This is a genomic window from Arthrobacter alpinus (assembly GCF_001445575.1).
Classification (GTDB): Bacteria; Actinomycetota; Actinomycetes; order Actinomycetales; family Micrococcaceae; genus Specibacter; species Specibacter alpinus_C.
In genome coordinates, this window is record NZ_CP013200.1 from 2,184,260 (window position 1) to 2,205,159 (window position 20,900).

The following is a 20,900-nucleotide window of genomic DNA, read 5'->3' on the forward strand; positions in this document are numbered from 1 at the left end:
GTTGTTCAGGGCGTCGGGTTAGTCCGGTCTGTCAGGCGGCCGATTGCCCCTGCGAAAGATGCAATTTGGCGACTTTTTTTGGGGGATTGAAGCATAAACTTACCTAATGTTACGTCTATTTGCTATCGATTTCGCCGTCCCGGCCGGCCTGAATCTGGAATAAATTTGTGAACCAAACTGCGAACCTGAACTGACTGGCGGAGACAAGATAGTGCGAGCATTCCGCCTGCCGTGGGTTCAATAAATCGATGATCGAGAGGCCTAGTTAGCTGCTGATTCCTGTTTGTTGCTCTAGCCACTTCTGCGCGATCGTTATTCCCACATCGGTGACCTTATCGGCGAGCTTCATGGTAAATGCTTTCAGGAACTGTTTTGCTTGGATTCGTCTGTTGGGCGGGGCGTTCGTATCTGCTAGTTCCTGGGTGGCTTCAGTCAGAGCTTGAGCTTCTTCATTGCCGAATCGTTGAATCAGGGACATGAGCTCGGCTGGGACAGCGTTGTTGGTGATGTTCCCACTGATGTGTTGGGCAACAACGCCTTCAACGTTGTTGAAGAATTGTTGGTTGATCTGTAGCGGCAGTTGATGTGGTTGCGATAAACGAGCGGGGAGCGGGATCACTTCAGGACTGGCCGGGATCAGCTGATCAAGCATCCTTTCTAGTAGGTCAGACGAGGCGTCAGAAGCGTACTCCAGCAAGTCAGATTCAAGGGCTTGCCGCGTCTGAAGCTGGTTCATTCTGAGGGAAGCATTTATCTTTTGGGTTACTTGTTCGCGTTCGTGTTTGGCGTCAAGTTGGATTCTTTTGAGTTTTTTGGAGTACGTGGAAACGAGCGCGGAAGCCATGGCTTGATCGATACCTAGCCCTTGGATCATCGTGGTCGCGGCTGTGGTGTTGTCGATTATTGAGATGAACTGAGTGAACGTTTCTAATTCTTCCGACCAGGTGTGTTGCTGGGTGTTGTCTTCGGCGAAGAACTCGACTACGCGTCCCTTGGCCGTTTGGTAGCCACCACGTCTGATATTCCTGCCGCGTACTTGCAACAGCCAGTTATGGAACATGGAGAGGATTTCACTGGATTCTTCTTCGAATAATTTCCCGCTGGGGATGTAGATGCGAAACATCAAGTTGTTCTGGCTGTCGTCGAGGAAGTTGGAGGCCAGGGCGGATATGTCCAGATTTCGCTTGTAGGTTACGGGCCGAATGCCAGCCTCTGTAACCCGGTTGTTGACTCTGAGTCGCAGGGCTTCGTCGATATCCCCGAAGTGTTGTCTGGCTGCTGTGTCATTCCAGGTTACGCCGTCCCAAGATTCTTCATCACTTCCAGTCATCGAACGTGCTCCGCCGAGGACTGCTTCATGAATGAGAACAAGGTGAGGAACAGAGGAGACTTTTTCTAACAGCTTCGACGCTACAGCCGCGTATTCCTCGGAGTCGATTTGCTCGTAGTTTTTGGCTGTCAGGGTAACAATGACCGCCATCAAATCGGGCTCTTGTAGAAGGTCAATGATTTTGCGCCAGTTGTCAGGCTTCGACTCGAGAAGTTTTCGATCATATGTCTTCTCTGCGGTTACGATCTTGGTCACCATCGCACTGGTGACACCGCCGATGATCAAATAGGGAGAACTCATGGCTACATTATGCGTGAGATTTGCTTATCGTGGTTGACACAAGCACCGCAACCATCGAGCGAGACTGTTGGTGTATGAGCATGCCCCAGCGGAGGGGCATGCTCGAAAAGGGCGTGTAGTGTCGATGGACATGATTAAGCGGCCATTCGTTAGCCTCTGCCAAGCGTTTCCCGCACTTGCCGAGGAGTGGCACCCGAACCTTAACGGGGACCTCACATCGGAGCAAGTGACTGGTGGGTCTAAGAAAAAGGTGTGGTGGCTCGGTGCCTGTGGTCATCATTGGGACGCAGTCGTTTACAGTCGTGCCGCAGGCAGTGGCTGCCCATACTGCGGGAACAGGAGGGTAGGCTTCGGCAACGACTTGGAGACGCAGTTCCCCGAGGTCGCCGCGACCTGGCACCCTACTTTGAACGGCGCTCGAACGCCCGATCAGGTCGCGCCGCGCTCCAATTCGAAATCATGGTGGCTGGGTGCATGCGGCCACCCATGGGAAGCGGTGGTGGCGAACCGCACGAACAAGATCCGTTCAGGATGCCCATACTGCGCTAACCAGAAGGTGGGCTATGGCAACGACCTCGCCACGCGTTTCCCCGAGCTGAGTAGAGAATGGCATCCCACGAAGAACGGAGACGTCACCCCAAGCCAGGTAACGTCTGGGGCCAGGAAAAACGTGTGGTGGACTTGCAGCAGCGGGCACGAGTGGCGGGCGATGGTGTTCAAGCGATCCAGTGGGGCCGCCTGCGAGAAGTGCAAGCTAGTGGGTCTTTCCGAACTCGAGATCGGCTTATACGCCGAGCTCAAGGCAGTCCTCGGAGAACACCTGGCCCCAGTCCAACACGACTGTCGGATCGCAACTGCCGGCGGGGTGAAGGTCCGGGTCGACGTTATTGTCGGCACTATCGCCGTCGAGTTCGACGGGTCGTACTGGCACGAAGGCAAGGAAGACCGCGACCAGGACAAGACCGGCCAGCTGCAGGAGCTTGGATACCGGGTCATCCGGGTGCGCGAGCACCCACTGAAGGCTCTCTCCCCCCAGGATGCTCTGGTGCGGCGGGCGCCTACAGGACATGAAGTCGCGACGGCAGCTCTCGAGAAGATGCTGGCATGTTGTCTAATTGAGGACGAGGCAGCAGAGTCCGCACGGCGTTACATCTTCTACGGAGTCGCCGTAGCTGAAACCGAAGCACGACGGATCATTGCCGCGCTACGGCTCCGGGAGTACGGGGAGCTGTCGCTAGCCGAAAAGTATCCCGCGGTGGCAGGCGAGTGGCACCCACAATTAAACGGAGATCTAACGCCAGCCAACGTGATGGCGCACTCGGGGAAGTCGGCATGGTGGCTCTGCCCGGTCGGCCACGCTTACGAAGCAGTCATCGGGCAAAGGACGACAGGTGATGGCACCGGTTGCGGACGGTGCTCCGGGCGCTACGTTACCCCGGCAACGTCTCTTGCCGTCATCCGCCCCGACTTGGCCAGTCAATGGCATCCCACGCTCAACGGTGAGTTGACGCCGGAGGATGTTTTGCCACATTCTGGCGTGACCGGCTGGTGGCTATGCGCTAAAGGACACGCCACGCAGGACAAGGTGAGAGACCGGACCAATGGATTGGTCTGTCAGGAATGCCCGAATTCACGCCGCAGGGCAGTGTATTAATGCGCGGTGGTTCTCGCTTGGGCCACGCGGTGGCACCTGGGCGTTCATGGCGAACTATCCCCCGTAACCTCCGTTGTTTCATCTAATCGGCCGTTCCGACCGGCTAATTTGTGCACCAGCGTCGTTGTTCAGAGTTGAACCGGGCCTCTTTGGAGGAGGCCCGATCTTTTTAAGGAAAGCACGGGAATTGGCCATGTGACAGCCAGCCAATCAAAGTCCTGAATCGATCTATTCACGTGTGGGTCCCTTGTGTTGGAAGGCGGGTGACACCCATCTGAGATGAATTGGTCTTTCATTCCATCGGGAAGGCTTGTTAGTCGGAATCGTCGCCTTCAGAAAGTTCCTCGTCAAGATCAACGAGTTCTGATGCGTTTGTATTTGATGGGTCTGGGGATTGGGATTTGAGCAAATTGTGGATGCGCGTAGTCAGTTTCGCACTTCGCTCGCCGAAGAATTTCCTGTACTCATCTACCGAGAGGGGGAGCGACAGGGGTAATGCGTTGCGCTCCAGGAAGGCACTGCGGTCGTGTGCTGACGGGTATTCCGCAGCCAGCCACTCCTCCGGTATTTTGGCCGACTTTCCGATGTTCTCAAGACCCGGGAGGAGTTCCAAATTCGGGAGACGGTCTCTCAGCTCGAGTAGGTCATCGATCTCTTCAGGAGACAATCTCGCCGTACCGTCCTCGTTTTTCTGTCGACGCAACGCTTTTCTGTCAAGCAATGAGGCAGGGAAGACGTGGTCCACGTGGAACTGATGGCGCGTGTCAACATGTGGGAACAGCACAGCGAGTACGGCGAAGGTACGGGCCTTGCCGTACGACAGATTCAAGATGTCGTCGACTAGGGCGTCTGTAACAGCGAGTGGCTTGCCACGCAGAGACATCGCCCGCTCGATCTCAACAACTGGGAACGCGGAAGCGCCCTGCTTCTTAATGACCTCGCGAAGGTCACGGAGCAAAGTGTCCAAGCCGGAGCCCCAAATACCACGTACGATCAGCGATCTCAACACCCATGACCGGAGAGCTTCGCGGTCTTCCCGAGATTTCGGCGATTGGCGGTAGGAGTGATCGAGCCCACGGTGGTGGACGTAGTAGGCTACCGGGATCAACACGCTATCTGCGGTGAGCGATCCATCTGATAGACCGAAATCACTGAGCAGGCCGACAGCGATCTGGAGCGATTTGCTCATGGCGTCCCAGTTAGCCTCGAGCTTTGACATGTTCGCCGTGGTGAAGTTCTTCACCTTGAAGCCGATATCACCGACGTCAGCCATCATCAGCCCTGACTTCAGAATCGTGTCTCTGGAGAAGTTGAATCCGTTCCCGGTCTGGTTGAGGGCATCTACCAGCCCGTGAACGGCGGCACGAGCATCACCTTCCCACTGTGCGGTGGCGATTGACAGAAGCAGGTCACTGTACGACAGAACGGTGCCTCCGGAATTGACCCGGACGAAGATGTCCAGCACCCGTTCAATGTCCTGGTCGTCTTCTTCGTAAAAATGAAGACTGGCAGTCTTATGGACCGCCTCCCAGAGCTTGCTGACCAATGCTGAAGCTTTCGGGTCATTCCCGACTTCGTACTTCGCCAGCAGCTGTATCAACTTTGCCGTATCGGGTGCGTCAAAGATCTCGGAAACAGGCAACCATTTCTTACTGTCGTCGTCCGCCGACGCGTCAACGTCCTTTTTCGTCAGGAACTGAAAATGGTACTTAAGGCCAAGTTCGTTTTCCGGGGCCTCGCTGGCCAAGTTCAGATGCAGGCGGCGTTCCGGATAGGACCACGACTTATTCGCCCACCCGCCGTGGTTCTTGTAGGCGTATGTCCCGCGGAGACCGATATTGAGAGAGGTTAATCGCTGCTGACCGTCAAGAATGGCGACTACCTCACGGTCGGTGGGAATATCGATGACCGGGTTATGGCGGTTGTCGAAGGCGCTGTACTCCGTCATAAATCCATAGAACTTGAATTGACTTACCGTCTCGGGCATCACCTTCCACGATAGAAAGCTGCCGACGGGGTACCCGCGCATTACAGAGTCGAACACACGAATAATCTGTGATGGTTTCCATACATACTCGCGCTGAATCGCAGGCAGTATGAGTTTTCGGTCTTGGATCTGGCGCAAAGCACTGGCGATAGTCATCGGTTCTTTATGTCCCATTTGAGTACTCTAAATCAGATCGACAGGTCTTTTGCGCACCAACGCTGATAGTCGACCAGAACCGGCATCGATGGTGGACCCTATAGGCCTGTCGGTTGGGTGTCCGAACTCGGTCGGTCGGCGTTCCCTGAGCAGACGCCGCTCTTTCTCAGGTCTTCGCTGGCTGCGAGTATGTTCACATGATGATCGTGGACGAGATCTTGTTCGCAGCACGGCCAGCGCTTGAGGCAATTCTGAATCCAAATGAGCTCGAACGCATGCACCTGGATATGGTGACGACCAAGGACGAACCAGTCATGCAAACAACTAGCATCAGTGAGGATTTGCTTCTCCGAGACGTCGTGTACGACGAGAAAATGTGGTTCTGGTTGCATCCGCACGAAGAGGCCAACGGCTTCACGGCCCCGTTGCATAGAGAATTGCAGGATTTCGTTGCGGAGAGTGGGTTCGGCTGGGGGACAGCAAAGTGGATAGTGTCCCCTGCAAGTTTCCTTTTACGCCACTTCTTTGGGAATCTTTCGGACAGACAGACAAGCTCGAGGGAACGGACTTGCCACAGGTCATCATCGGACTGCGGAGTCATCGCACCATGGCCACATTGCGGGAGCTGAAAGAACGAATCGGCCGGTCAATCCAGCATCGCAGTTTCGGGGCAGTCTGTGGCTAACCGGCCGCTTTCAATGCCGCGAGGGCGGCGATCGGAGGGCCAATATTTGGCAGTCACTGTCGTAGATCGTTGGTGCCTAGGAAAACCGCGGATCTCCGCCACTTTTATGCGCACCAATTGAAAAACGTGACCTCAAGTGGAATCGAAATACGCCCCGAAAATGTCAAAAGCGTGATCAGGTTTTCGTTCAATAACGTGAGTTAAGCGTGATCTGGCATCTTAGCGCACCCGGCCGAAACAGTAAAACCACAGGTCAGAGCCCCTTTTTGTGCCCCGGACTGGAATCGAACCAGCGACCAAGAGAAACTCAAGACTCTCATGCCAACCGTCATCGTTTCACGTCAAAAACCGCGTGTTTCCGGGGGAGTGCGAGGCTATGGGGCTCCTTTGATATGCCAAGGATTGCCATGGGTTTTCATTGAAAAACGCGAGTAAAACTTGACGAGGCCCTGCAGTGCAGCGCTGGAGTTGCTGTTTGATGGCCGTTTGCAGGTTTATCGGCATGACTGATGGCATGTCATTGGTGGTGGAGGGTTGGTCGTCTTGCTTCAATGGAAGTCGTTTGATCTGGGGATAGTTTGGCTCGAGTTTGCTGGACTGCCGTGGCGGGCTCTACTTCATGATCTTCGAGGACCGCTGAGCCGCCTGCAGGAAGACTATTGGGGCTGCCCTGCCGGGCTTTTCATCCGGAACCGCACCGACAGAACAAACATCGGAAGCACCATGCTCAGCGCCACGCCCCACAGCCAGGACCATCAAAGGGCTCCAGGAACGACTGAGATGCTGGCCAAGCCCAACATCATCGCCGCTTCGCTCCAGTAGTCCCGTTTGCCCCGTGCCGCTTGGAGCGCCCCTGTGCTATGCGTAGACTTCTGCGCCCACCTTCTCAGCCGCCTTTCCTGGCGGCCCATCAGTGCCAAGGGAACATCGCCCAACCGTTAGAACGACCGCGGCGCAACAAAAAGACAATGCCGACAATCACCGTATATGCGGCGCAGACGAGGAACACAGCCGCCAGCGATGCATCAGGCTTCGGGGCCAGTGCCCCTAGCCCCTCTCCAGCAGCCATGCCGCGGCGTGACCTGATATGGCGGCCAGCTGGAGCACCCCGATTGCCAGCGCCAGAAACACCACGGCTAGGGCGTAGTGCAGTCAGGAAAGCTTTATTGGAAGCAAACAGGAACCTCCACGGCCGGTCCATGTCATAGCCGAGGACGGCAAGCCCCAACCCGCTCAACTCGACCGCTGTCAGCATTCCCAGCAAAATCATGAGCCGCACAACATCGCTGTTTGACATCATCCCCAGAAGGACCACCAGTAGCAGCACGCTCCATTGCATGGTGCTCACCGTCTGGCCCAAGGTTTCGCCGGTACGGACAAACCATGGACCCAGCGTTCCACCCTTGCCCATCGGACAGGCTCTAGCCCGTAACCCGTATGGAGTTGCCGGTGGAACTGGCCACTTGGTTTTTCATGCGGAAGCGCACGGAAAGCACAAACATGGGCAGCACAATGCTCAGTGCCACACCCCAGAGCCACGGCCAACCAAGGGCCCCAGGAACAACGGCAACGGCTGCGAGGGCCAACGTTAACAGCGCTTCGATCCAGTAATCGTGGTGCTCCTGAGCTATCTGCACCTGCGCCCTGAATTCTTTCATCTCCTGTTTGGTTATTTTCTCCTGACGCCAGTGTTCTCGATTCATGGTTGCCTTGGCGTCGGCGTTCAGGCGTTGCAAGGTTCTCCTGTCGAGAAGGAAGGCACCACCGGCGATGACCATGAATATGAGGCAGGACAGGAATACGACCGCCAGGGACAAATCAGTTTTGGGGGCCAACCACTGCGGCAAATGCATCAACAACCAGTTCGCACATTTCTCCAGATTTGCGGCACCAAGAAACACCGCAACGGCGACGACAGCGATCGCTCCACCCATAAGTGACTGCATAATCGGAACATGGCTGAAGGGGTTCAAAAATTTCAGCGGATTACCCCCTTCATAACCCAGAGCAACTAGCGCGGCATAGGATAAGAGCGCTGCAAATATAATGCCCATGAAATACACCAGGAAGCCGGCCCCGCTACCAGTGGTCAAACCCATCAGTACGATGGTCAGCAGCATGCCCCATTGCGGAACCTTGAGCGTCTGAACCACCGAATTCCACACCAAGGCCAACCACGCCCTCATGGCCGGCCACTGTTTCAGGTTCGACATCTTTAGCATTAAAATGACCTTCTTCCCCCATATATAAGCAAAACACGTCCAGTCTCATGCATGGACAGGCTTTGGCATAAAAGCCAGCTGATTTGTCCGCAACATTTCCGCGCATTGGATCCATCCGGACGCACAAAGACGGTGGTGTCATACCCTCGAAGCAACAAGTTGGTTGTATGGAGGAGTTGCTGGTGGATCGTAGGCGATTGTCGTTTTCGGATCGGGCGGACATCGCCGTCGGCATCTTGGCTGGCAAGACGCATCGGCAGATCGGTGCGGATTTTGGCCGGGACCACACCATTATTTTGCGCGAACGCCACAGGAATTCGACGAAGACGCGCGGCTACCGGCCGGTGACTGCTGACTGTGCTGCTGCGCGTCGGCGTAGCCGGCCGCAGGCTAGGAAGAACGAAACGGATCCGGTCCTTGTAGCGCGGGTGAAGGCGGATCTGGCCAGGTCCAGGACTCCGCGGCAGATCACGGGTCGTTTGCGTTTGGAAGCCACAGACGTCAGCGTTGAGACCATGACGAAATCACCCGACGCCGAAAGTCGCACCGTGTCCCAGGAGGCGTTTCTTTCTGTGGATCTACGCCCTGCCCAAGGGCGAGTCGGCGAAGCCGAGGATTCTGCTGCTGTCCAAGCGTACGAAGCGTAAATAGGTGACGCCGTTGGGTGAACGTACCGGCGGGAGGATCATCGGCATGGTTAGCATCGAGGACCGTCCCGAGGGAGCAGCTGATCGCCGTGTTCCAGGTGCGTGGGAAGGGGATCTCGTGGCCGGAAAGGGCGGCAAGAGCGCCATCGCGACTCTGGTGGAGAGACACAGCAGGTTCCTGATCATGCTGGGACTGCCCGAGGGAAAGAAGGCCGACGTACTCGCCGATATCCTCATCATCCGGGTCAATGACCTGCCGGCCTTGATGCGCGGATCCCTGACGTGGGACCAAGGCACCGAGATGGCCCGTCACGCCCATCTTACCGTGGCCACTGACTTGCCGGTGCACTTCGCCCACCCGCATTCATCGTGGGAGCGACCGTCGAATGAGAACACGAACGGGCTGATCAGGGAGTGCCTGTCCAAGGACATCGAGCTAACCAGCCACCAGCCCTATCTAGACTCCATCGCGGACGAACTCAACGACCGCCCCCGGGCCGACTTGGGATTCCTCACACCACGAGAAGTATTCACCAAGCTACTCAACGAAGATGTTGCTAAGACGGCTTGACACCGCCATCCGGCCGGGGAGGTATCGAATACTTCGCCATAGAAACACTCATTCACTAAGTGTTGAAGTCACCGCAAGAACCCAAAGTTCCTCTTACGGGACTGTGGGGAGTTTGGCCGGTCGGAAGACTATCGCGTGGGAATGGACCTGCCGTAGCCGGCCGTGGGCGGGTGGATCGCAGCAATAAGTCCGAATTACGTGAGCCCGATGATCGAATGTGCCGCGCCGGGGTCGTTGCAGTCTCGAGGGAAGTTCTTGGCGAACGGATGGTCATCAGTGCTGTGAGTAGGACGAACGGAGGGTCAATAGTTGGCAGCGACGGCTGCAAGCCATCAGGCTCTGAAAAACCGCGGATTTCCAATGATTTCTCTCCCGCAGATTGAAAGCATGACGTCAAATCGTGAGAATCACGGACGCCTCTGCCTGCGATTGGATATCGATCGGTGGGCTCACAACTAAGGGACATTCGCGCCATCCGTCGCGAGGCATTTACCTCTCATTTGAGAGCTTCGATGTCGGGGCCTATCTGCGCGGTCTGTAGCCAGAGAGATGCGGGGTGCATCGCACACGCACAGAGGTGTAATGCTTGCGCCACCCGACCGGGTCTGACCGTTTCGTATGGGGATGCCCACCGGCAGCACACTGCGTCGCAGCAGGCGGAGCCTAGCCGTCGGGATAGGACGTGGAAGTCGAGTGCTACGCTGGCCGAATCAACCGGAAGGCAGTGCGACGTGACCAAGTACGAGCTGGACTACAATCTGCGGCACCACATGTCCGAGGAACCCTGGGCGGAGTACAAGCGGCTCACCGTTGTTGCCAATAAGCCGCCGTGGTCGGAGCTTCCCGCGACTCGGGTGCTCTACATCACGGGGGGCGTCCTGACGGCTTTCCTGCTCGTGGCTATCGGTATCGCCATCGGGAACAGCACGGATGGCGGTGGCAGTGCCCTGCCGTGGATGGTCGCCTTTAACGTCATGCTGTTTCTGACACTTCTCGTACCGCTATTCACGGTCTTCCGGGAGACCCGTGTGGCCCGCGAGAGGGCGCTGGCTCAAAGAGATGCTTTGGCCCGCACGGTGGAGTTGAAGAGCCCCGGAGTTCGTCGCTCATACGATTACGAAGACCCCATGCCGCATTACCCCGTCACCGGCAAGTACAACCCCAGCCTCTATATGGCCCGCGGCGGGCCTGCGACGGCGCAGTGGCTTCGAGACACCGGCTACGGCGACTGGGAGACATACGAGGCGAACAAGCCGGACTGAGCGCCCGCGAATCCCCAGCCGGGCTACCGGCCGAGCTGCGCCTCTCGCCCCGGGGTCGAGAATGATCCGTACGGAAATTCACACTAATGGGGATCAAATTGCATGGAATGTACCGGTTAGCCGTTCCCGCGTGGAACACCACGAGCACTGACGACGTAGTCCTCGTTTCGGTGAGTCGTGTGCCGGCAGGCTTACTGGCAGGTGCGCCGAAGTAATGTCGGTGGGCTCGACTAGGCTGGCGGCATGACCCCTATGTCTTTTTTTACGTCGCCAGCCAGCAGGCGGAGCTGATGTCTTGGACACCCTTGCATCTGCTGAACCAAACCCAGATTATGCATGGAAAGCTCTCTCCTTGGTGAATGAGTGGATCCGCCACTCAGACGCCAAAGCCGGAGTAACCTTCGCTTTCACCGGTGTACTTGCAACCATGACGTTTAACCTCGTGAAAGACTTCACGTCTCGTTCACCACTTTTGGATGTCCTCGTGGCAGTAGTCTGCACGCTAATCATGCTGACCGGCGCACTCTGCCGTCACAGAGGACCGTTATTGTGCTAGACCCAAGGGCCATTGATCGTTCCTATCTACGGCAAATCAGGGTAGAACTTGTCGTAAGCGTCGGCGAGTATTTGGTTAGTTTGCGTTCCGTCTTCAGGTAGGTGCTCATTAATAGCGTTATGGACACTCCATGTAGGACCGTCGATCACCTTCGAAATCACTTGGATCATTTTTTCGGCCCCCAACGCGGTTAATCTTTCAAGCTCACCGAGACTAATCGCCAAGCAAGGAATGCCCGGATTCTGGAGATTCCCAGTGAACATGCTGTCGTTTGCGCAATGGATTGGCTCGGTAGTGACAATAAGACCGAGCTGCTTCAAATGCTTCGGAATCGCTCGGAATTTCTCGTGTTCACCGAGGATCAACTCGCTTGAATTTTTGAGCTGTCCCCGCGCCTTATCAATGGATTTTTCCAATAGTTTGTACGTCTTGTCTGGGTCGCCCGAAAGGGCTGGTTGAGATATTTTGGCGCCCTTGCATTCAATCAAAAGAACCGTGTCATCGAAGATAGCGAACCAATCGACCGATAGTTTTGGCGACTTCGTACCGTAGTCAATCTCTGATAAGACCTGTTCGAATTGGGCGTATTCAAGTTGCTTCCCGACATAGGCTTCTACCCTGTATCCCAGTTCAGAGGAGAAGTTCTTCCACGCCTTAAAACCGCGATAGTACAGATTCCCAATACTTAGCGTGTGCATGAGGTAAAAAGGCTGCGGCGCAACCAGGATGCCTTCTCCGATGTCTACTATCGGATAGCGCGTAAGCGGATTAAGGGCGAACCTTTTGAGGTGTTCCGGAAGTCCGGGAACTTGACTCGCCATCTCACGCGAGCTTTCCACCGTCGTTGTTAGATCTTCGAGGGTTTGCATAAGCTTCGCTATGCGAACCTCTGAATAGGCCGGATCATCTTTCAGGATGCTTAGATCGTCTTTTATAAGTCTTCCACCAACCGCCAGCATAATCGCTTCAATCAAGGCGACAGCCTGCAACCGGTCTTCAAGAGACATGCCAAAAATTTCAGTCCAGTCCCGCTGTGGCGCTAGAAGCGGATCAACTTGAAGGTCCGGGTCACAAAACAGGAGATACGTTCGCGCGATTTCACTGAACATTGGTATTTGAAATTTGTACTGTTCGTACTGATATGACCCGATCATTAAGTACTTTTCTTCTTGTGGAACTCCTTCAATTGAATCCGCGACACCATACAGGTAAAGCATCCGTGCCATTGCTTTAGGCGATACCTTGTTGCTTCTAAGCTCGGTTCCGTACTGCATAGATTCTCGCGCCAGGCCAGCAAACGCCCACTGGCTATATTGATTTTTGAGTGGATGGAATGCTTTCACACCAAGCCTGTACGACTCTGGGGACTGCCCCGGGTTTCATTGACTCTCGGGTTTAGTGTTTCTAGGCGGCTTCGAGGCCGGTATTCATTGTCTCAAACTCGATCGGTGTTAGCCGGCCAAGTCGTCGTTGTCGGCGTTTCCGGTGGTAGGTTTTCTCGATCCAGGTCACGATTGCCAGCCGCAGTTCCTGCCGCGTGGACCAGCGCTGCCGGTCCAGAACGTTCTTCTGCAGCAGCGCAAAAAATGACTCCATGGCGGCATTGTCAGCACACGCACCCACCCGCCCCATCGACCCAGTCAGCCCGTTGCTCTTCAGGGTCCGGACGAAGGCGTTGGAACGAAATTGAGAGCCACGATCCGAATGCACCACCGCCCCCTGTGGCGACCTTAGCGACACCGCGTTGCGCAGAGCTGCAACGGCCAGAGACGCCTTCATGCGTGAATCAATCGAGTAGCCGACAATTCGATTCGAATGCACGTCCTTGATTGCGCACAGGTACAGCTTGCCCTCATCGGTGCGGTGCTCGGTGATGTCCGTCAACCACAGCCGGTTGGGTGCCGTTGCGGTGAAGTCCCGCTTGACCAGGTCGTCATGGACGGGCGGGCCCGCTTTGCGCGTCAGGCCGCGTTTCTTGGCGAACACGGACCAGATTCGCTGGCTGCTGCACAGGCGCTGGACCCGGTTCTCACCCGCAGCCAGTCCCTGGTCCTTCAACTCGTCAGCAATGAACCGGTACCCGAACGCCGGGTCGTCGCGATGGACATCTAGCGCGGCGTTGATCAGATGCGCATCAGCCCAATCCCGGTCCGTCACCGGAGCCGCCTTCCATGCGTAGAAGGCTTGCTTGGAGAAGCCGAGCACCCGGCAGGCCACCGCGACGGGGACTCCGTCCGCGGCAAGATCAAGGACCAGCGGGAACGTCATTTTGGGGGCAGCTCCCGGGCGAAGAACGCTGCGGCCCGACGCAGGATCTCATTCTCCTGCTCCAGCAGCCGGATGCGTTTCTTCACATCCCGCAGCTCGGCCGCCTCAACAGCGCTTACACCCGGCGGGTGCCGTCCTCGATATCGGCTTTCTTGAGCCAGTTATGCAGAGTGGCCTCGGAGATCCCGAAATCCCTAGCGATCTGAGCGATCGGTGCTTCATGCTTGCGAGCCACGGAAACAACATCGCGGCGGAACTCGGCGGGAAAAGGCTTAGGCATATCAATATCCTTGCTGCAAGGAACGTATCCTCACAAGTCAGGAGTCAAGCAAAGCCGGGGCAGTCCCCTGTGGCTAGCGCAGGCAAAAGCTCGGAGGGCCTGTGTCGTCGTACCGCCTGCCTTACAGCTGACCACTCAGGCCATGATTCTTCATTCCCAAATGCGTGGTTCCTAGTCTCTATACCCACCGGCCCGGCCCTATACCAGTCGTGTCCTCTAAATACTTGTTGCCGGCGCATAGGCTGTTCTGTTCTTCAGTTTCCCCTCGCGCATTCACCCATGATTCCATCATTCACAACGCGATGCTGCATACGCCGACAGGTACAACGATGTGTCCCACTCAAGGTTCCCGATACGGACAGGCTCTGGGTAGCTTCCATTGGCAAGTTCTAGTCCCAGGGCTCTGGACACGGCGATTTAGTAGATGCAAGGCCACCGTGTCGTTTTGTCGATTTTGAGGAGCGCGAACCTCGAGATGTAGAGGATCATCGCATCCTGCGGGATACATGACCTTTCATCAATTATATCGAGAATCCGCCTTGGAGCGCGGCGCTCCGGTGTCCAAGAGCCCTAGGATTCAACGAACTCAGCCTGCAGTCACCAGAGCGTGTCCAGAGTCTTGAGTCCAGTGACCACCCAGTTCAACTTGCCCGTAGCGTACGATTTGTTTCCCCTTTCTGCGGCGCCGCCATCGTGGCCCACGCTATGTCATATCCATAGTCCACAATTGATGGTATGGATATGGAGCTGCAAGGCGTGACCGCCGTCAATGAAAGAATTCTCAGGTGCCATCGGCTCAGAGCCTACGTTTTGGCAAATGACCGCACACCCCTGACCGACGGACACATTGACGTCTACGCAGATGCTACAAAGATCTCCAACGCGAACTTCCAGCACCGCGTAAATGTCCAGGTGAAGGCCCGAGGACATAAGGCCGGGAAGAATCCGCCGAAGTCATTCACCGTTAAGTCGAACGACCTTCGAGGATTCTTAGAACTGCGCGGTGTTCTCTACTTCGTTGTATACGTCAACAAAAAGACACTTCAAACCAAGTTGATGTACGCACTACTCACGCCGTTCAAAATCGAGAGTCTACTTAAGAAGATTCCGCCCAGTGGAGGAGTCAGCATCCACCTCGAACCATTCCCTCAAGGCCCCTCAGAAATCGAGAGAATCATTCGATTTGCGGCAAACACACAATCAGAGGACCCTCGGGTTCGAATTGACTTCAATTTGCTCCAAGAGCCGGTAAGTATCACCTTGCATTCTGACAAGGCGCTTGACCTTTCAGCTCCCCTGACCTTAACGCGAGATAAGGTCAACTACTCCGTCTCCTACGAATTCGCCGACGGCTCCAGAGTTTTCGCTGACCACGAACTAAAGATCATTCCGGAGGACTACTACGGAAGATACACCAACGTGCACGTTGAAGCCGGAGATTTTGAGTACACGAATCCGCACCTGAGGAAGGTGGACGTCTCCACGGTTGAGCTCACCCTCTCCAAAGGAATAACGATGACCATGTCTGTGGAAGGACCGACGCTCAAATCCCCAGGCAACATCACTGTGTCCATGCGTCCCACACTCGAAGAGCGCCTCCACGACCTCGGCTTCTACTTCACACTCCTAGATGACCAGTCTCTCAAGATCAATGGCAACCTTCACACAATGCTCGTAACTCCCAGTGACGAAACCGGTGATCTTCGTGACCACTTGCACTTCCTAGAAACCATCGCCAACCTATGTGAACGCCTAGGCGTAGACACCAGACTCGTGGACCTCGATTCTCTTGAAGAGTACCGGGGCAAGCAGCTGCTGGCCCTTGAGGGCGTGTTGCTCCACGGTGAAACACTCTCCTCGGAACACCAACACGTAGGAAGAATCTCCCAACCTATCGGAGAGTGGAATCTCCAATTCATCGTGCTCAATGATCCACCCACCAATACCTGGCGCTTGTACGGGACATTCGATCCAAACATGCCAGGACACATCGTTTCTCGATCGACGGACACGCACGATGCCCCCGCCATCGTCACTGTCTACGACGTGTTCGAATACAAGTACCTTCCATTCACACTGAACCTGCACCTAGAGAATTTGGTCGCCGCATACCAAAAGGTCTCAAGCCATGCAGGAACAGATGATCGAGCCAACGACACGGTTCTAAGGCTCCTTCGCGCTGCCGACGAGGTTCCCCGCAGAAAAGGAGAATTTCTCACCGCCGCAGCCGAACTCAACTCCTGGCTCCAATCCAATTACGGAGAGCAACCCCACTATCTGATCAACGGTTGGCAAATCGCCGCACGCACGGGAGACCTGTCCTCACTCGACAAAGAATCCATTCGAACACTCAAACACCAAGCTGCTCGAGAAGTTGACGAACGAGCCAGAGAAACAGAACTTGCTTGCGCCATCCTGCTCCAAGATGATGAAGAGAGAGATTTCTTCTTGAATCAACTCGACACTCGTCTAGCCAAACGTTTCAAACATGGCCCATCTGGCGCCTAACGGAAACCAACAGCACTTTCTAAACAACCGAAAAATGACCAACACAGAACAACCAGGAACTCACAGTCCGCACTCCCCGCGCACGGCAACGAGCTATCTAAGAGTGCTCCGAAATGGCGAGGAGCCAAAAACCAGGGCCCGGTTTGGGGCGCTGATGACAACGCGGAGGTTTCGTTGACGTTCGTGGAGGTGGGATCCGCCGGAGGTTCCCCTTAGGGGATGAGTTGGCTGTATGGCTGAGCGGAAGAAGGGCAGGTTGGAATGGGCAGGCCGTATTCGTTCGCTGGGCCGTTGGTCCAAGGCATGATTGCAGAATTACGTGAGCTGACGCGCCGGCTCGTTCGGGGTGCGACGGGCTAGTTTCTTGCCAGTTGAGCTCGTTCGAATCCGTGATTAGGGCGTTTGCAGGTTCATCGGCATGGTGGACGGCATGTCACTGGTTGTGGATGGAAGGTCGTCGTGCGCCACCAGTTCGCGTTGTTCAGTGCACGAGTTCGGTCCGACCGACGGGACTCTCGGTGTCGGCCGTAAAACGTGCGGTTTGGTGCATTTTGGGGTGGAGGAGATGCGCGTGAATATCAAGAATTCAGGGGCAGCTTGCTTCGGTGTTGCCGTTTTGGTGGGTCAGAAGTTGGACCTTTTCGTGAGCCAAACTGCGAACGGGTGGAAAAGTGCTGCGCAGGTTAATACGCGATCGCTTTCGTTGCTACAGGTCCGATAAGTAAGATTTCAATATCAAACCTTGGGCAGACAGCCTCATGCGATGTTCGCGCGTACGAATGAATGGTGATTTGACTCAGAGCCCATGATTCTTTGTAGCCACAGAGGCATGAGTATCGTGCTGTGACCGGGGACGGACCTGTGGCTCAGAGGCGCGCCAGCAGTTCGGACTTCTTATCTGAGAATTCGTCTTCGCTGAGTATTCCAGCATCTCGGAGTGCAGCGAGCTTAGTAATTTGCTCTGCTACATCGGGTTGGATCGCCTGTGCCGATTCGAGGGCCGTGGCTGGCACAGGTAGCCGGTCTTTGAAGAATCCCGACAAGTGCGTGAGCGCTTGCTCTCCAAGGCCAATTGGGGCAACAAGTGCAGGCGATGCATCGATCTCTTGCGGCGTCGATTCCACAGGCGCAATTTGCCGACTCTTCAGCATTAGTGCGAGGTGAGTGTAGAGCTTGTCGGGCAACTTGACGAGTGATTGCTTCCCGTCAGCCCAGTCAATGCGGACCGTATGCGGTGGCCGCATAGTCGTGTCAAGCGTTGCGCCGACCGCAGCGGAGGCGGCCTTACTCATGAAGCGCGGAAGTACGGCTCCAGCAACCGCTTGACCTACCGCGCTTACAGTGCCGCTTTTCGACTCAGCAACGATCTCTTCCCAGGCGCTGACGTGCTTTTCGTTCAGCTTCCTCCATTTGAGACCAGACTGCACGACGAGCTCGCTCCCAATAGGAGCCGGCGACACGGTCGCGTTCAAGTAGTGCCCGCCTATAACACGCCCGTAATTGCCCATGTTCAGAGATTAGCAGTAACCTCGGCCCGCGCGTTCCTCTGACCAGTCCTCACCCTAGAATTCACTGCCGGGTGGGTACTTGGATGGCTTCACCATAAGTCACGGCATTTTGTTCGCGGAGGACTTGAACCCGTAAATTTCGGAGCCGGACTCGTTGCCTGCTAGCGACGGACCACCAACCGTGCAGAGACTTTTTGCACTTAATGTTTGGGTAGCTAAGCCCAAGGGCGGCTGTTACCCTCCTTTCCTTTTCGAAAATAGCTCTGCCATGGCTGCCCATTTCATCCGGTGGGTGAGTGGACGGAGAATTGATCAATCTGTCTGTGCGCAGCTTCGTCAATGGCGTACTGCCGGGTTGTAGAGCGATCGTTTTGAGGCATCAAACTGAGAACAAATGAGGTTGCTGCAAGAGGGCACCGGGCGGTAGTGTCAAAAACCATGCAGGATGCCCCCGATACGGGACTGTGAGTCTAGAATTTGTGAGGTGACGCCGTAGGATTGGCTCGTGGATGAAAGAAAGAACATCAGGCTGAGACGGTTCGCCGTGGTTGGTTTCGCGTGTGTTTCGGTAGCCGGGATTCTTTTCGCCGGAGGTTATCTTTCCGCGAATCTGAAAGCTAACGGTGCGATTGGTACGCCTGCAATGGCAACAAGTTTTGTGATTCCGAGCCGTTCGCCGGAGATTCCTTCGCCGAGGCAGACTCAAGTTATTCCGGAACCCTCGACTCTAGTTCGACCGGAACCCTCGACTCTAGTGCGACCGTCGCCCGTGGAGTCTATTGAAGCTGCCCCGCGATTCACGCCGGAGCAACTGGCCCCCAATCAAGCTATCGAAGCCCCTGCTCCACCATCTCAACTTGCTGTGTTGCCGATTGAACCAAAGTTGGTGTGCCCACTAGATCGGGGCGTCACTATGACTCTGACTTCGGTCACACCGGTGTATTCCGGCGGAGTCCTGGATACTTATCGTGGTGTAATCACGATTGACAACAGAATCGGAATTCCATTGGAGCTTCATCCAATAGATATTTTGAAGATTGCTGGTGTCCGATCTACTGGGGTGGAGATGGGCGGGGGATCGCGAGCTTTGGAAACGCGGGTTGTACAGCCTGGCATTAGCACAGAAACTCTGGACGACGATGATATAACGACATTCCACAACTTTGGATCGCCCGTTGTCAGATTCGAACTCCTCGGAGATGTTGACGTAACAAATGTTTACGCTGACGCCCTGGATACGGGTCTGTACTGTAGTTTTTCGAAAGTGGTTTTTGGGCCACCCATTGAAGGTAATTGGGGAAGCTAACGACCGCTCCACATTCGCGGACCGGTCAGAGGGCTGCCACCAGAGGTCCAAACGCCTCAGGGACACCGGCGTTGGTAACAAGTTGATCAGCGGGGGCGGGTGTTGGGCTTGGATCGGGCCCCGGAACCAATGTGTCTCGGCAGCGGTTCTATATCTTTGGGATTCGAGAGTTACGGGTAGCTGAAGGCAATCTTGACTTTAGGCTATTTGGGCTTCTCGCCGAATACTTGCAGCACCTCAGTGTTGTCTGGTGCCTCGTGCGTCTTTTGGACGTAGTGCTTGCTTGTGATCTGTTCGCTCGAGTGGCCCAACTGCGCAGTCGCAGCGGCCATGCCTTGGGTGTTCGCCAGGATGGTTCCGACGGACTTTCGGAAAGTGTGTGGGGTGACCCATTCGAAGCCGACGGCCTTCCGGGCTTCGCGCCACTGCTTGCGAAACCCATTGGGGTCACGAATGGTCAAGGTGGTGGAAGGAAACACCAAGTCAAGGTCATTCTGGCGGACAGGATCAGCCTGGCGCCGGCGCAGCATCTCCACAGCAAAGAGCGGCAGGAAGTAGCGTTGCCGCGAGTTGGCGCTCTTGGGGTGGTCCTGGATTCTAAGTCCGTTCTTGCCCCGAACGTCGATGACGGTGCCGCGAACGGTAACCGTTGGCTTCTCGGCCGCAAGGTCGACGTCGGACCACCGAATGGCAAGCGCTTCGCCGATCCTGGCACCGGTGGCTAGCATCATATCCACGACGTCGAGGATATCTTTTTCGTGCAAACCGTTCTGTCTGCCTGTTGGCTGCTGCCAGGCATAGACGTCGTGTCGAAGTTTGGCTACTTCGTCAATAGTCAGTGCCCGGACTTCTTTAGTGCTGGTGGGGATTCGGGCGACTTCCCGGAGAGGGTTGGCAGCGGCTGCGCCATGGCGTGTTGCCAAGGACAACATGCCGGTAAGCAGCGTTTTGGACATTTTGGCTGTTGCGTTGCCGTGCTTGGTGCGCACACCCTTGAGGAACTTGTCCAAGGTGGAGACGTTCGCTTCTCGAATAGTCAGGTTGCCGACGCCGGGCAAGATGTAGGTATCGATGATTTCCCTGTAGCGGCGGCGTGTATTGGCGGCCCGTTTAAGGTCTTCGAATTCCAACCACCAGAACTTGGCAAGTTCACTCATGACCATGTCTGGACTGATGACATCGTCGGTAGGAGGCAGCATGGCATTGAGCTTGGCCAGGAGGCCAGCTTCGGCTTGCGCCCCGGTTGGCCCGGTCATTTGGTACATGCGGGGCTTCCCGTCGTATCCGCGCATGGTTGCCCGGGCCCGCCAAGTGGTCGGTCCCAGCTTCCGACGGGTAATCTTCCCCCAAGTCCCGAGCGGTGTTTTTGCTCTAGACAACGGGGTCTTCTGTTGTGGCGAGCCACGCGTTGAAATCTGTGCGGCTGATGCGAAGGTGGCGCCCGATCCTGTGAGCCTTCGGGCCCGCGTGCTTGACGCGCCACTGGTAGAAGGTCTGCTCGGGTATCTGCAACTCACGGCAGATCTCTTTCGGCGTCATCCACTCATCGACGAAACCAAGGGTTGATGGCTCGTGGTTTGACTGCTCAGTCATCGGATTCTCCTATTCAATATTGATCTTCCCCCTTCCATGGCGCAAAGACACTGAAACTACATGACTT

At 55.7% G+C, this 20,900-nt stretch carries 12 protein-coding genes and 3 pseudogenes; 6 read left to right on the top strand and 9 right to left on the bottom strand.

What is annotated here, in order from left to right; translation table 11 throughout:
* Window positions 1-265 precede the first annotated feature (265 nt).
* Window positions 266-1,630 carry a hypothetical protein gene (locus AS189_RS09595; protein WP_129587228.1) on the bottom strand — a complete coding sequence of 455 codons (1,365 nt, stop codon included), beginning with the start codon at window positions 1,628-1,630 and terminating at the stop codon, window positions 266-268.
* A 130-nt stretch (window positions 1,631-1,760) separates the two neighbouring features.
* Here AS189_RS09595 and AS189_RS21230 point away from each other — a divergent pair.
* Window positions 1,761-2,372, top strand: a pseudogene (locus AS189_RS21230) (zinc-ribbon domain-containing protein); the annotation flags it as partial.
* Window positions 2,373-2,387: 15 nt separating this feature from the next.
* Window positions 2,388-3,284 carry a zinc-ribbon domain-containing protein gene (locus AS189_RS20710; protein WP_237759806.1) on the top strand — a complete coding sequence of 299 codons (897 nt, stop codon included), beginning with the start codon at window positions 2,388-2,390 and terminating at the stop codon, window positions 3,282-3,284.
* Between the two features lie 313 nt (window positions 3,285-3,597).
* Here the strand turns inward: AS189_RS20710 and AS189_RS09605 are convergent, their stop codons facing one another.
* The 3 genes from AS189_RS09605 to AS189_RS09625 all read right to left on the bottom strand — a co-directional run bounded on the left by AS189_RS09605 (window position 3,598) and on the right by AS189_RS09625 (window position 8,232).
* Entirely contained in the window at window positions 3,598-5,445 is a 1,848-nt protein-coding gene (locus tag AS189_RS09605) for a DUF262 domain-containing protein (RefSeq protein WP_062288036.1), read from the bottom strand.
* A gap of 1,577 nt (window positions 5,446-7,022) precedes the next feature.
* A complete protein-coding gene (locus AS189_RS09620; protein WP_062288044.1) occupies window positions 7,023-7,523 on the bottom strand; it encodes a hypothetical protein in 501 nt (166 codons plus the stop codon).
* 10 nt (window positions 7,524-7,533) lie between these two features.
* Entirely contained in the window at window positions 7,534-8,232 is a 699-nt protein-coding gene (locus AS189_RS09625; protein WP_160320816.1) for a hypothetical protein, read from the bottom strand.
* Window positions 8,233-8,501: 269 nt separating this feature from the next.
* On the opposite strand from AS189_RS09625, the pseudogene AS189_RS21235 reads away from it, so the two are divergent.
* Together AS189_RS21235 and AS189_RS09635 are read left to right on the top strand one after the other, a co-directional pair.
* Window positions 8,502-9,552, top strand: a pseudogene (locus tag AS189_RS21235) (IS30 family transposase).
* A 731-nt stretch (window positions 9,553-10,283) separates the two neighbouring features.
* The gene (locus AS189_RS09635; protein ID WP_062288051.1) at window positions 10,284-10,814 is read left to right on the top strand and encodes a hypothetical protein; all 531 of its coding nucleotides are present in this window, start codon (window positions 10,284-10,286) and stop codon (window positions 10,812-10,814) included.
* 582 nt (window positions 10,815-11,396) lie between these two features.
* Here AS189_RS09635 and AS189_RS09640 read toward each other — a convergent pair.
* Window positions 11,397-12,713: a hypothetical protein gene (locus AS189_RS09640; RefSeq protein WP_129587230.1), complete on the bottom strand. Its 1,317-nt coding sequence runs from the start codon at window positions 12,711-12,713 to the stop codon at window positions 11,397-11,399.
* 61 nt (window positions 12,714-12,774) lie between these two features.
* A pseudogene (locus tag AS189_RS09645) lies at window positions 12,775-13,918 on the bottom strand (IS3 family transposase).
* Between the two features lie 735 nt (window positions 13,919-14,653).
* On the opposite strand from AS189_RS09645, the gene AS189_RS09655 reads away from it, so the two are divergent.
* A complete protein-coding gene (locus AS189_RS09655) occupies window positions 14,654-16,426 on the top strand; it encodes a hypothetical protein (RefSeq protein WP_062288056.1) in 1,773 nt (590 codons plus the stop codon).
* Window positions 16,427-17,292: 866 nt separating this feature from the next.
* On the opposite strand, the gene AS189_RS09665 is transcribed toward AS189_RS09655, so the two are convergent.
* Window positions 17,293-17,934, bottom strand: a complete 642-nt coding sequence (locus AS189_RS09665) for an SHOCT domain-containing protein (RefSeq protein WP_062288062.1) — start codon at window positions 17,932-17,934, stop codon at window positions 17,293-17,295.
* Between the two features lie 505 nt (window positions 17,935-18,439).
* On the opposite strand from AS189_RS09665, the gene AS189_RS20230 reads away from it, so the two are divergent.
* A complete protein-coding gene (locus AS189_RS20230; protein ID WP_160320817.1) occupies window positions 18,440-19,240 on the top strand; it encodes a hypothetical protein in 801 nt (266 codons plus the stop codon).
* 203 nt (window positions 19,241-19,443) lie between these two features.
* Here AS189_RS20230 and AS189_RS09670 read toward each other — a convergent pair whose 3' ends face one another.
* Both AS189_RS09670 and AS189_RS09675 read right to left on the bottom strand, forming a co-directional pair.
* Window positions 19,444-20,505 carry a tyrosine-type recombinase/integrase gene (locus AS189_RS09670; RefSeq protein WP_160320818.1) on the bottom strand — a complete coding sequence of 354 codons (1,062 nt, stop codon included), beginning with the start codon at window positions 20,503-20,505 and terminating at the stop codon, window positions 19,444-19,446.
* A 106-nt stretch (window positions 20,506-20,611) separates the two neighbouring features.
* Window positions 20,612-20,833, bottom strand: a complete 222-nt coding sequence (locus AS189_RS09675) for a helix-turn-helix domain-containing protein (protein ID WP_062288068.1) — start codon at window positions 20,831-20,833, stop codon at window positions 20,612-20,614.
* Window positions 20,834-20,900: the final 67 nt, after the last annotated feature.

What these genes read in the sequence shown, in the direction of transcription:
- AS189_RS09605 (WP_062288036.1), bottom strand. Translation starts at nt 5,445, where the DNA reads ATGGGACATAAAGAACCGATGACTATCGCCAGTGCTTTGCGCCAGATC.
- AS189_RS09620 (WP_062288044.1), bottom strand. Translation starts at nt 7,523, where the DNA reads ATGGGCAAGGGTGGAACGCTGGGTCCATGGTTTGTCCGTACCGGCGAA.
- AS189_RS09655 (WP_062288056.1), top strand. Translation starts at nt 14,654, where the DNA reads ATGGATATGGAGCTGCAAGGCGTGACCGCCGTCAATGAAAGAATTCTC.
- AS189_RS09595 (WP_129587228.1), bottom strand. Translation starts at nt 1,630, where the DNA reads ATGAGTTCTCCCTATTTGATCATCGGCGGTGTCACCAGTGCGATGGTG.
- AS189_RS09675 (WP_062288068.1), bottom strand. Translation starts at nt 20,833, where the DNA reads ATGACTGAGCAGTCAAACCACGAGCCATCAACCCTTGGTTTCGTCGAT.
- AS189_RS09665 (WP_062288062.1), bottom strand. Translation starts at nt 17,934, where the DNA reads ATGGGCAATTACGGGCGTGTTATAGGCGGGCACTACTTGAACGCGACC.
- AS189_RS09625 (WP_160320816.1), bottom strand. Translation starts at nt 8,232, where the DNA reads ATGCTGCTGACCATCGTACTGATGGGTTTGACCACTGGTAGCGGGGCC.
- AS189_RS09670 (WP_160320818.1), bottom strand. Translation starts at nt 20,505, where the DNA reads ATGTACCAAATGACCGGGCCAACCGGGGCGCAAGCCGAAGCTGGCCTC.